Source organism: Methylophaga sp., assembly GCF_965655755.1.
Classification (GTDB): Bacteria; Pseudomonadota; Gammaproteobacteria; order Nitrosococcales; family Methylophagaceae; genus Methylophaga.
On the sequence record NZ_CBFHHW010000028.1, the window covers coordinates 24,372 to 35,375 of the forward strand.

General features: G+C 47.3%; 12 protein-coding genes. 5 read left to right on the top strand and 7 right to left on the bottom strand.

What is annotated here, in order from left to right; translation table 11 throughout:
- On the top strand, positions 1 to 1,886 hold a 1,886-nt coding region (locus ACTF5U_RS09800; protein WP_438971447.1), incomplete at its 5' end, for a PilZ domain-containing protein.
- On the opposite strand, the gene pmbA is transcribed toward ACTF5U_RS09800, so the two are convergent.
- The 7 genes from pmbA to ACTF5U_RS09835 are packed head-to-tail and all read right to left on the bottom strand — an operon-like array spanning position 1,883 to position 7,359.
- Positions 1,883 to 3,217, bottom strand: a complete 1,335-nt coding sequence (gene pmbA / locus ACTF5U_RS09805) for a metalloprotease PmbA (RefSeq protein ID WP_438971448.1) — start codon at positions 3,215 to 3,217, stop codon at positions 1,883 to 1,885. The genes ACTF5U_RS09800 and pmbA overlap by 4 nt on opposite strands.
- Entirely contained in the window at positions 3,214 to 3,621 is a 408-nt protein-coding gene (locus ACTF5U_RS09810; RefSeq protein ID WP_438971449.1) for a M67 family metallopeptidase, read from the bottom strand. Before ACTF5U_RS09810 ends, pmbA begins: the two co-directional genes overlap by 4 nt.
- Complete coding sequence (locus ACTF5U_RS09815; protein ID WP_438971450.1) at positions 3,618 to 4,376, bottom strand: HesA/MoeB/ThiF family protein; 759 nt, start codon at positions 4,374 to 4,376, stop codon at positions 3,618 to 3,620. The genes ACTF5U_RS09810 and ACTF5U_RS09815 overlap by 4 nt, the downstream gene beginning before the upstream one ends.
- A 31-nt stretch (positions 4,377 to 4,407) precedes the next feature.
- Positions 4,408 to 5,244 carry a peptide chain release factor N(5)-glutamine methyltransferase gene (gene prmC / locus ACTF5U_RS09820; RefSeq protein WP_438971451.1) on the bottom strand — a complete coding sequence of 279 codons (837 nt, stop codon included), beginning with the start codon at positions 5,242 to 5,244 and terminating at the stop codon, positions 4,408 to 4,410.
- An 11-nt stretch (positions 5,245 to 5,255) separates the two neighbouring features.
- The gene (locus ACTF5U_RS09825) at positions 5,256 to 6,299 is read right to left on the bottom strand and encodes a response regulator (protein WP_438971452.1); all 1,044 of its coding nucleotides are present in this window, start codon (positions 6,297 to 6,299) and stop codon (positions 5,256 to 5,258) included.
- A 23-nt stretch (positions 6,300 to 6,322) separates the two neighbouring features.
- Positions 6,323 to 6,634 carry a DUF3301 domain-containing protein gene (locus ACTF5U_RS09830; protein WP_438971453.1) on the bottom strand — a complete coding sequence of 104 codons (312 nt, stop codon included), beginning with the start codon at positions 6,632 to 6,634 and terminating at the stop codon, positions 6,323 to 6,325.
- On the bottom strand, positions 6,631 to 7,359 hold the full coding sequence (locus ACTF5U_RS09835) for a 16S rRNA (uracil(1498)-N(3))-methyltransferase (RefSeq protein WP_438971454.1): 729 nt from the start codon (positions 7,357 to 7,359) through the stop codon (positions 6,631 to 6,633). Before ACTF5U_RS09835 ends, ACTF5U_RS09830 begins: the two co-directional genes overlap by 4 nt.
- A gap of 67 nt (positions 7,360 to 7,426) precedes the next feature.
- Between ACTF5U_RS09835 and ACTF5U_RS09840 the strand changes: the two genes are divergently transcribed.
- Genes ACTF5U_RS09840 through waaF form a run of 4 tightly spaced genes read left to right on the top strand, consistent with a single transcriptional unit; the run spans position 7,427 to position 10,892 of the window.
- Entirely contained in the window at positions 7,427 to 8,245 is an 819-nt protein-coding gene (locus tag ACTF5U_RS09840) for an inositol monophosphatase family protein (protein ID WP_438971455.1), read from the top strand.
- A gap of 5 nt (positions 8,246 to 8,250) precedes the next feature.
- Positions 8,251 to 8,994 (top strand): peptidoglycan editing factor PgeF, encoded by a 744-nt coding sequence (pgeF, locus tag ACTF5U_RS09845; protein WP_438971456.1) that lies wholly within the window; start codon positions 8,251 to 8,253, stop codon positions 8,992 to 8,994.
- Positions 8,995 to 9,032: 38 nt separating this feature from the next.
- The gene (locus ACTF5U_RS09850) at positions 9,033 to 9,839 is read left to right on the top strand and encodes a ZIP family metal transporter (RefSeq protein WP_438971457.1); all 807 of its coding nucleotides are present in this window, start codon (positions 9,033 to 9,035) and stop codon (positions 9,837 to 9,839) included.
- Positions 9,840 to 9,842: 3 nt separating this feature from the next.
- The gene (gene waaF / locus ACTF5U_RS09855) at positions 9,843 to 10,892 is read left to right on the top strand and encodes a lipopolysaccharide heptosyltransferase II (RefSeq protein WP_438971458.1); all 1,050 of its coding nucleotides are present in this window, start codon (positions 9,843 to 9,845) and stop codon (positions 10,890 to 10,892) included.
- Positions 10,893 to 11,004 lie beyond the last annotated feature (112 nt).

Genomic DNA, 11,004 nt, shown 5'->3' on the forward strand with positions numbered 1-11,004 from the left:
CGCTTTATCTCAGTCTGGATAAGGCGCTTGAACGAAGTGAACAACGTATTACGTTCAGCACACCGATAAAGCTGCGCCTTGATGATGTGTTATACAACGGCCACACCGTAGACATGGCCAGCCGGGCGTTACGGGTTGCTTTTAAACGCACTTACTCACTCCATCTGGATGATATTGTCAGAATTGAATTCAGTGATTTTCCGCTTGAAGAGAATGTCATCATACCTACTACGGCAGTGTATCAAATCATTAAGCTGGATCATGATCAACGCTACACCACCGCTGTGTTAAGCCTCGCACAACAGGACGAGACATTTGATAGCACATTACAGTCCTGGTTATCTGAACGTGGAGCACAACGTCAACTCGATATTGATGATCAACTCATCAACCTGCAAAGCCAGTTTTATCAGCGTGTCTGGTTGTCGCGCTTGAGTCTTCCCATACTCTGGCTGGGGTCTGACAATGTAACTCAACCTTTACTGGCTATGCATATGATGCCAGCAGCAGCAGAAATATTCGGTCCGTCCATTTATCCGCATATATTGGAACGACTGCCCTTTATGCAATTGGTGGGTTCATCACAAGATGTGATTGCCGTTATTGGTGCTGACAATAGTTACAGTTGCCTCTTAAGCCAACACACATCGGTAAAAAAATTGATTAACTGGCATTTAGAGCAAGATAGCAGTCATCTTCTCTGGTTGCAGACTAAAAAAACCCGTCTGGATAAGGACGATATTGCGGCTGAAATAGCGGTCATTCGAGAGCGAGATGGCGACTATGCCCAACACCTGGAAACAAAACTCAAAGCTATACGCTCTCACGTCACAGTGCTTGATCTGACAAACAGTTTTAGCAACACAAAAGCCCGTGAGGCCGTCAATCACTCGACATTGAGTGGCTTACAGATCTTAAAAAACCCTCTGAACGAGACCTTGCCTCCACCCGGCAGCCTAAAAGAACATATCCAGCGTGATCTTTCACGGTTTTACATCCGGACACCAATCATTTTGCATATTGGCGATGAACAGTTGCAGCTTGAAACTCTCGACGTCTCGGCAGAGGGAATGTCATTGAACGTGCCTGCTGATATCCCTATTTTACCGAATCAACGTATCAGCATTGATTTCACCCGTTGGCAAACCCTGACTAAAAAGGTCAAGCTGCAAAATATTCCCTATCAGGTTAAAAACAAACAACTATGGAACAAGCAGTTAAAGCTAGGTTTGCAGCGGGTCAAAAATAACTGTCCAGAGAGTCTTAATGACTTTTTTCAATGGGTCATCGCTCAGAACCAAGACAAACTGAAGACCGATCACAATGATGTTATTCAAGCCGCAGAAAGCCGTTTGTTCAGCTCCAAGCTGAGTCCAGATTTAACCTCAGCGCCCGTGTTTCTGGGCATGAATCCTCAAGGATATAGGGATATAAGCCTGGTGGGCAAAACCACCAGCAACGCGGTTGAAGACACTGATAGTGGCTTATGGTTTGCAATTCGCCCTGAATTACGCCGGATAAGCGATATGCTCAAAGCATTAAATCATGATCAAATAACGCTCGAAACAACGATCTATACCTACCGGAACTCACAAGGTCAGTGGAGCTTGGCGTTTGAACAAGATTTCAATCACAGCCGGGATAAGACCTTGTTTATTCAACGCGGTTTAGCTGCTGAGGCATTCACTGTTCATCACTGTGTATTACAGTGTTTAAGTGGCAATGAGGCCCATATTGAATCCGATTTATCTGCTCAGCTCCTCCAGCTGCGTCAGCAACGACCGCATAAAGTGCAGGAATTACGACAACAATTTTCCAGCCTGTTTGGCTTGATGGAGCTGACTGATATCACATCGGTTATTTCGTTATTCTACTCAGCTGACTAAGCGGCCGCGATCATCATTTTATCCAACAAAACAGAGCCACACCGGGTGTTTCCACGCAGATCAATATCATTACCCACGGCAAGCAAGCCCCAAAACATATCCTGCAGATTGCTGGCGATAGTGAATTCATCAACGGGATATTGAATCTCACCCTTTTCCACCCAAAAACCAGCCGCCCCCTGAGAATAGTCACCATTAACGATGTTGACGCCCATTCCCATAGTCTCGGTCACGATAATGCCTTTATCCATTTGACGAACCAGCTCGTCAAAGCCCGCTTGCGTCGTGCTATCAATGGTCAGGTTATGAACTCCTCCCGCATTGGCAGTCGTCGTCATGCCCAGCCTTCTGGCTGCATAACTATCCAACACATACCCCTGCAGCACGCCATCACGAATAATATCGCGATCAGCGGTGGCCACACCTTCTGCATCGAATGCGGCACTGCCGAGCGCTTTTAGTAAAAGTGGTTGTTCATGGATATGAACAAAATCAGGGAAAATCTGTTCACCACGTTTATCCAATAAAAAAGAGGCTTTACGGTATAAGGCACCACCCCGAATAGCAGCAATCAGTTGGCCGAAAAAGCTCGGGGCTACATCTGCAGCAAATAAAACCGGGTAAGATCCGGTTTTCACTTCGCCCGCCCCCAATCGTGACAGCGTGCGTTGAGCCGCTCTTAAACCGACCGATTCTACTGAGGCCAGGTCGTTGGCATCACGCGCCATGTCATACCAGTAATCACGTTGCATGCCACGCTCGTCCTGCGCTATCAAACTGGCAGAAACACCGTGCCGGCTACTTTGTGTCGCCCCAACAAAGCCATGACTATTGGCATAAAGACGTTGGCCACGATGACTGGAGACTGTCGCCCCTTCAGAGTTACTGATGCGTGAATCTGAGTCTAGTCCGGCCTGTTCACACAAGGTAGCCAGTTTAATGGCTTTATCAACGTCAAGATTCCATGGATGATCCAGCGATAAATCCGGTAAATTGCTTGCCATCAGTTGGGCATCTGCCAGACCGGCGGCCTCATCAGCCTGGGTGTGCTTGGCGATATTACAGGCCGCCTGAACAGCCTCATTAATGGCTGCAGGGCTTAAATCTGAGGTACTGGATGACGCCTTACTCTGACCAAAAAAAACGGTAATGCCGAGGCCAGTGTCATTATTATGTTCCAGCGTTTCCACTTCGCGCTGGCGAACAGTGACTGACAGGCCTTCACTGTGACTTAATCCCACTTCAGCTGAAGTCGCGCCCAGTTTTTTTGCTTGTTCTAAGGCGATTTCAGCCGCTTGTTCCAGTCCTGAATGGCTTAGTTCTTGACTCATATAATCAGCTCAACTTCCTCAGTTTCTTTGTCTTTCAGATAAAATCCCCGCATTTCCAGCACGCCTTTGGTGTTCAATGAAATGATCAGATACAAAGCATCGGTGTAGTTGGCGTCTTCAATATCAATGACCGAGGGAATCGGAGGACTGCTTGGATGAGAATGATAAATCGCAAATAAAGACTGCCCTTTCTGCCGCATGGATTTGAATGCAGCTAATTGCTCACTGGCATTCAAGGCAAACAGCACGCTGGCATCCATGGCGACATTCTCAATCGGATAGCATTCACACTGCTGGCCTAGCTGACCAATCAGACCGCAGACTTCCTGTGCCGGAGATAGCTGTGCTTGATGTAAAAGCTGGTTTACCAGCGGACGGGGAATTTGGACCGTTTTTTGTGTCATTGTTTTACCTGATTCTGAGAACAGACAGGACAATCAGGGTCCTGCTTCATTTTGATTTCACGCCATTGCATGGATAAAGCATCGAGCAGCAATAATCGTCCCGCTAACGTTTCACCAATGCCTGTCAGAAGTTTTATTGTTTCAACGGCTTGTGTGCCACCCACCATTGCAAGCATAGGCGCTAAAACACCACTTTCTGAACAACTCTCTTCCAGTTCACCTTTGTCTTCATACAAACAGCGATAGCAAGGACTGCCAGCCTGGCGGGGATCGTAGACTGTCAGCTGGGCTTCAAACCGAATCGCTGCGCCGGAAACCAACGGTAACTTCTGCATTTGACTCACTTCGTTAAGCAAAAACCGAGTGCTAAAATTATCGCTGCAATCAACTAGTACATCCACATCAGCAGTAGCCTGCGTTAGCGCCGCATTATCTAGACGCCTATTTATTAAGTGTAAACTGACTTGCGGATTTATTTCGCGTAATTTATCGGCAGCCGAAGCTACCTTTTCGCGGCCAATATCGCTTTGCCCATGCACAACTTGACGTTGCAGGTTGGACAATTCAACTTCATCATCATCCACCAGTGTCAGCTTACCGACACCTGAGGCTGCAAGATACATCGATACTGGCGCTCCTAAACCGCCCAGACCGATAATCATGACGTGGCTGTCCATCAGTTTTTGCTGACCTGAAATATCCAGCTGCGGCAATAAGATATGCCGACTATAGCGAAGAAGTTGATCGTCATTCATTGGCAAAACGCTAACTTGATCAAAACCCACATTATAACGTCAGTTGGCCCATGACTGCGCGATCCTGTCCACCAAAATCCTGATGTGCCGAAATTTTGTCAAAACCGGCATCGGCAAATAACTGCTGAACCCGGGCTGATTGATCGAAACCATGCTCGATCAACAACCAGCCATGCTGCTTAAGACATTTGGCGGCCTGTGTCACTATCTGGCGAATATCATCCAAACCATCTTCTCCGGAAACCAATGCTGAAACAGGCTCAAATCTGACATCTCCCTGAGTGAGATGCGGATCCAGCTTTTCGATATAAGGTGGATTCGACACCACCAGATCAAAACTTCCAGGCTGAAAACCCGCCAGCCAGGACATATTGATGAAGCTGACATTGTCTAGCGCATGCTTTCTGGCATTTTTTTTCGCAAGTTGTAACGCGGCAAATGAATAATCACTGGCCGTCACCTGTATGCTGGTTTTTTCTGCCGCTAAAGATAAAGCTATCGCTCCGGTGCCGGTACCCAGATCAATCACGTTCATCTGAGGCTGAATTTTTGATAATGCCAGTGAAACCAAGAGTTCAGTATCAGGTCGTGGAATAAGGGTTGATTTATCCACCAGCAAATCTAATGTCCAGAAGCCTCGACTTCCGGTCAGGTGTGCTACTGGTTCACCCTGCTTGCGGCGATCAATCAAGTGACTGAATTGCTGCCATTGCTCATCATCAAGTTCCAGTTCAGGTGACACATGCAGACGGGTAGGATTGCATTGCATAACGTGACAAAGCATGACCTGAGCATCCACATCCGGACTGATTGATGGACTCAACTCTGCTCGACCAAAAGCGAGTGCCTCAAGCACGGTAGGCCGCATACTGAGATCCATCAAAGAAATGCAAGCACTATCGCCGCCGCTGCCAGAGCTATCGCTCCAATCGCAATAAACCTTTGCTGCTTCAACTCCGTTTCCAACTGAGTCAGCTTTTCTTTTTGCCTGCTTTCGGCCTCTTGCTGGGTTTGCTCCACTTGTTCTTTTACCAACGGTAACACGCGTTCATCCAACTGCTCATCAAGAGCGCGGCTGACCATTGGCGTCAAGTCGTGCTGGATCTGCTTGAGTAAAGTGTCTTTTATCGTGTCTTGTTGCTTATTCAACCAGTCCAGTCCCTCACTACGCAGGGTAACCATGAGCTTTTCGGTCAGACCGTAGCTTTCCATCGCTTTATCAACGGCCAGGCCGGCGGCTCTTGAAACAACCTCATCCGCCTGACTGGAAAGACTGTCTCTAATTTCAGTCATCTGCTGTTGTGCCGTATCAGAAACCTGGCGTGTTATTTCGGGAATGAGACTGAGTCCTTGCTTATTGCTGGCTTCCTGAGCTGTTTGCTCAGCGATCTCACGACTTATGTCTGCCGTCATAGTTTGGAGTTGCTGCTGCAGTTCCGGCATCAACTGAGCATGGACTGCTTCTAGGATTGCGTTGATATCAACGTTCGATTGAGCTGCAGCTTGTGAAGCCCCTTCCGTTAGTCCGATAGCTTCTGCTTCGGCTGCGGTGGCAGCAACGTCATCAAGTAAGACCTGCAGGGCATCCGCAGCGGGTGGCTTGGATAACATGGCAACGGCACCACTAGCCAAGGCAGTATCCAGTCCAGCTTCAGAGTCATTGCCGGTACAAATCACGACGGGAACCGTCGCAAATTCCGGCTTTGATTTGATTTCCTTACAGGTGGTCAAACCATCCATGCCCCCCATGGTGACGTCCATGAAGATGATATTAGGGTTGATGGAGGTGGTATGAAGCCAGCCCAGAGCTGCTTCACCACTATCTAATTCAACCACATCGTAATCTTGTGCTTTTAGCAGTTTACTTAGCGTCATTCTGGCGACGCGTGAGTCATCTACAAGCAAAGCCGTTTTATTTTGCATAGCATCTCCTCAGCGTTTATCGGTCAACTGGCTCGAAACACATCAAGGCTGACAGACTCCACTTTCTTCCCTAACATAATAATTTCTCCACGATAGCGCTGTTGCATATCGCTGGCAAACTCAAAAAAGTAGGTTCGATGAAACTGCATTCTTCCCTGTCGATTTCGTTTAAGCCGGATTTTTTGCCAGGCCACAGTATCATTAAGAAACGTAACACCAGCGTTACTGCAATAAGCCCGAGCGGCAACGGTTGCTCTTTCTGCTACGCCACGACTATCCCACCAAAGCCAGCCCAATATTGCCAGAATCAGAAATATTATCGTGCTTTCATTCATGCTAAATCACCCCACAGACTTTGCACAACGGCAAGCGCTGCGGTAGATGCTGTTTCTGTTCTTAAAATACGCGGGCCAAATTGCACAGCGGTGAAACCATTGTTAATGGCGGCATCAATTTCCTCATCGCTTAACCCCCCTTCCGGCCCTATCAGCAAAGTTAGTTGACTGGTTTGTTGCAAATCTTTGAAGCTGTTTTGAGCTTGCGGATCCAATACTAACCTCAAGGAATCGTTTGTCTTGTTCATGGCGGCATGCAAATCAACAATGTCACCCAGAACGGGTAAAAATGCCCGCCCGCTTTGCTCACAGGCACTGGTCATAATGCCCTGCCAATGCAAATGTCTTTTTTCTGCACGATCTGATTTGAGTTGCACATTACAGCGTTCGGTAATGACAGGAACAATCTTCGTCACACCCAACTCAACGGCTTTTTGAATGGCAAAGTCCATTCTTTCGCCGCGAGAGATACCCTGTAACAAAGTGATATTTAACGGAGACTCGGCGTTATTATGAAGCTGTTGACCCAATTCGACTTCAGAACGTTTTCGGTCAGCGACGGTTAATATTGCTTCAAATTCAAGGCCATCACCATCAAACAGCCGAATTTCTGCTCCCACTCTAAGCCTGAGCACCTGAACAGCATGACGGTGCACCGTCTCAGGCAAGATCATGGTTTTTTGTGACGCATCTAATGATGAACAGAAAAATCTGGGAATACGCATTGATAGCCGATAGCAACAAAATAACTCCAGCAGTTTACAGCTTGTGACACTCAGAATGAATTAAATTATGGCCAGCACTGCTATACTCAAACACATGGATATCGACCGGCAGCAACTTCAGCAGATTGTGAGAGATGTGGCAAACGCCACTATCATGCCGTTATTCAACAATGTCAGTCGTCAATATAAAAAGGATGGCAGTATTGTCACCACAGCTGATAAAGCGATGCAGCATAACTTAAAACAACGCCTCGCTGAAATATGCCCAGACGTCGCTTTACTGGGAGAAGAAATGCCCCCCGAAGAGCAGCAGGCCTTAATGGATTCAGGGCAACCACTCTGGTGTGTTGACCCGATCGATGGCACCAGTAACTTTGCTGCAGGCTTACCCTTTTTTTCAGTCTCCGTTGCCTTAATCGAAAAAGGTAAAGTCACCACAGCGATGGTTCTGGATCCCGTTCGTGACGAGAGTTTTACTGCGGTTTTAGGACATGGCGCCTGGCTTAATGATAAGCCTATGATTGCCGAAAACATGGGCCTGGAGCTCAAAAGAAGCATTGCCTTTATTGACTTTAAGCGCTTGCCCAATGCACTGGGTAAACAGCTAATAAGTGATCGCCCCTATGGCTCACAACGCAACCAGGGCTCAATTGCTTTGGAGTTATGCTGGCTGGCTGCTGGACGCGGTCATCTTTATCTGCATGGTGGTCAACATATCTGGGATTATGCTGCTGCAGACTTGATTGTCTCTGAAGCGGGAGCCTATGCCTGTACACTTGAAGGTAATGCTGTATTCAGCAACAGCTTGGAACAACGCTCAAGCTGTGCGGCCATAGACAGAACATTATTTGATGAATGGCGAAACTACCTGAACATACCTGAATAACCTTGATGACTTCCGATTCACTGATAATGCCAGAATGGCCGGCACCCAATAGCGTCACAGCCTTATCAACCACACGGCTGGGAGGCTTCAGTCTGCCACCGTATGACTCATTCAACTTAGGCACGCACGTAGGAGATGATCCTGCTCGTATAGAGAAAAACCGTGCATTTTTAATAAATAATGCCGAGCTTCCCACTGAGCCAGTTTGGCTCAATCAGGTTCATGGCACCAATGTGATTAATGTTAATGAATGGCATGAAAATATTGAAGCAGATGCTATTTTCAGCTCGAAACCAAACCAGGTCTGCAGCATCATGACAGCAGATTGCTTACCGGTCTTATTCACAGACAAACAGGGAAAGCAAATAGCCGCCGCACACGCGGGATGGCGAGGCTTGCTAAATGGCGTGTTGGAAAACACGGTTAGGCAGTTTAAAGGTGCACGGTCCGATATCTTAGTGTGGCTGGGCCCCGCTATTGGTCCTAAGCAGTTTGAGGTGGGTGAAGAGGTTTTCCATGCTTTTATCACTCAATCACCTGACGCAGAAAGCGCGTTTAAAAAGCGTGATACGACCCATTATTTAGCGGATATTTACCAACTTGCAAAACAGCGTCTTAGCGCGCTAGGCATTGTTAACATCAGTGGGGGCCAACATTGCACAGTCACAGAAGAAGACCGTTTTTTCTCATATCGACGCGACGGCGTGACAGGAAGAATGGCATCACTTATTTGGTTTTCAGGTAAATAAGGTATCATTATCAGCTTAACTTTTGTTCGTGGATAAATATGGATTTATTAGCCTGGATCATCAGCTTCAGCCTCCTAGGCGGCCTACTCAGCGTGATGATCGCCTCCTCTTTTTTATTGCTCTCTGACAAACACCGCGCTATTACAGTACCGCATCTGGTCAGCTTCGCGATCGGTGCCTTATTGGGTGCTTCTTTTCTTGGTCTGCTGCCACATGCAATCGAACATCAACACAGCGTTGACTCTCATGAAATCGGGCTCACCCTGTTACTTGGCTTGCTGCTATTTTTCCTGTTAGAAAAAATGGTGCTATGGCGTCATTGCCACAGTCATCATGGGGATGAACAAATCCCGGAACTCAACCGACCGGATCATCATGGCGATCACAATCACAAACACGAAGCTGCCGGATCTTTAATTATTATCGGCGATACAATCCATAACTTTGTTGATGGTATCTTGATCACAGCGGCATTCATGACCGATATTCATTTAGGTATTGTCACCGCTTTAGCCATCGCAGCCCATGAGATCCCTCAGGAGCTGGGCGATTTTGTTATCTTATTACACAGTGGTTTTAGCCGTAAAAAAGCCCTGTACTTTAATATCTTATCCAGCCTTGGCACCGTTGCAGGCGCACTACTGGCCTACTTCCTTCTAGCTGATATGCAACATTATCTGCCTTATATTCTGGTAGTGGCAGCATCCAGCTTTATCTATGTGGCTGTAGCCGATCTTATTCCTGGCCTGCATACGCGTGTCCGCCCTTCAGAGACCCTGCAACAAATTTCTCTGATCGCGGCAGGCGTTATTTTTATCTATATTGCTCACAGTACCTTGCACTAAGTCATGAACGTCGATCATTCCGCCATCCATAAAATCCTGGTTGTCGGCCCATCCTGGGTGGGGGATATGGTAATGGCCCAATCCCTGTTCCGTGCTTTAAAAGCGGATAAACCGAATGTCATCATTGATGTTCTTGCAATGGACTGGACACGGCCTTTATTACAACGGATGCCAGAAGTGAATGAGGCCATCAGTATGCCTATCAACCATGGCTCGTTTGGCTGGAAACAGCGAAAAAATCTGGCAACTCAGATAGCTCAAAAGCAGTATGATCAAGCAATCGTGTTGCCTAATTCGTGGAAGTCAGCCTTGATACCCTGGTTTGCGGGCATACCAGTGAGAACCGGTTGGCGTGGTGAAATGCGTTATGGGCTGCTCAATGATATCCGCACATTGGATAAAGAAGCTTTACCTATGATGGTGCAACGCTTTGTGTCATTGGCCTATCCCGCGTCACAGGCAACTGCAGCGCCAAGCTATATGCCACCTTTGATGCAAAGTGAATCACCCAGAGCAGCGATTAACCCGACTCCCGAAGCTGGACAGCCGCGGCTTATCTTGTGTCCCGGTGCTGAGTTTGGTCCAGCTAAGCAGTGGCCACCTGAACATTATGCGACGTTAGCAGAGCATTTCCTGACAGAAGGTTGGCAGATCATTATTTTGGGTTCGAAAGCGGATCAAAAAACAGCCGAGGAAATCACAGAGCACATTGCAACCGACAAGCAGGATAATTTATTCAATCTGACAGGCAAGACTACGCTTGAAGATGCTATTGACTTGCTTGGCACTGCCGATTCAGTTGTCTCGAATGATTCAGGCTTGATGCACATTGCAGCAGCCATGCAGCGCCCTTTAGTCGCACTCTATGGCCCCACATCGCCCTCCTTTACACCACCATTAGCTGATAATGCCCGAATTTTACAAATAGAGGTTGACTGTGGCCCTTGTTTTCAACGCATATGCCCGGAAGGGCATCATCGTTGTATGCAGGATTTACAGGTTAACCGTGTCAAGGATTTGATAGAAGTTATCCCCCATGAACACAGCAAATAAAAACGCCTTCACTCTAAGTTTCCAACAAATCAGGTTCAGTACAGCAATCGTTAGTCTATTACTGTCTGTCTTTGCCTTTTATCTCGATGACCTCATCAATCGAGATGGCATT

Coding starts and splice junctions, on each gene's coding strand:
- ACTF5U_RS09835 (WP_438971454.1), bottom strand. CDS start 7,359: ATGCGTATTCCCAGATTTTTCTGTTCATCATTAGATGCGTCACAAAAA.
- ACTF5U_RS09815 (WP_438971450.1), bottom strand. CDS start 4,376: ATGAATGACGATCAACTTCTTCGCTATAGTCGGCATATCTTATTGCCG.
- pgeF (WP_438971456.1), top strand. CDS start 8,251: ATGACTTCCGATTCACTGATAATGCCAGAATGGCCGGCACCCAATAGC.
- ACTF5U_RS09810 (WP_438971449.1), bottom strand. CDS start 3,621: ATGACACAAAAAACGGTCCAAATTCCCCGTCCGCTGGTAAACCAGCTT.
- ACTF5U_RS09825 (WP_438971452.1), bottom strand. CDS start 6,299: ATGCAAAATAAAACGGCTTTGCTTGTAGATGACTCACGCGTCGCCAGA.
- ACTF5U_RS09850 (WP_438971457.1), top strand. CDS start 9,033: ATGGATTTATTAGCCTGGATCATCAGCTTCAGCCTCCTAGGCGGCCTA.
- pmbA (WP_438971448.1), bottom strand. CDS start 3,217: ATGAGTCAAGAACTAAGCCATTCAGGACTGGAACAAGCGGCTGAAATC.
- prmC (WP_438971451.1), bottom strand. CDS start 5,244: ATGCGGCCTACCGTGCTTGAGGCACTCGCTTTTGGTCGAGCAGAGTTG.
- ACTF5U_RS09840 (WP_438971455.1), top strand. CDS start 7,427: ATGGCCAGCACTGCTATACTCAAACACATGGATATCGACCGGCAGCAA.
- ACTF5U_RS09830 (WP_438971453.1), bottom strand. CDS start 6,634: ATGAATGAAAGCACGATAATATTTCTGATTCTGGCAATATTGGGCTGG.
- waaF (WP_438971458.1), top strand. CDS start 9,843: ATGAACGTCGATCATTCCGCCATCCATAAAATCCTGGTTGTCGGCCCA.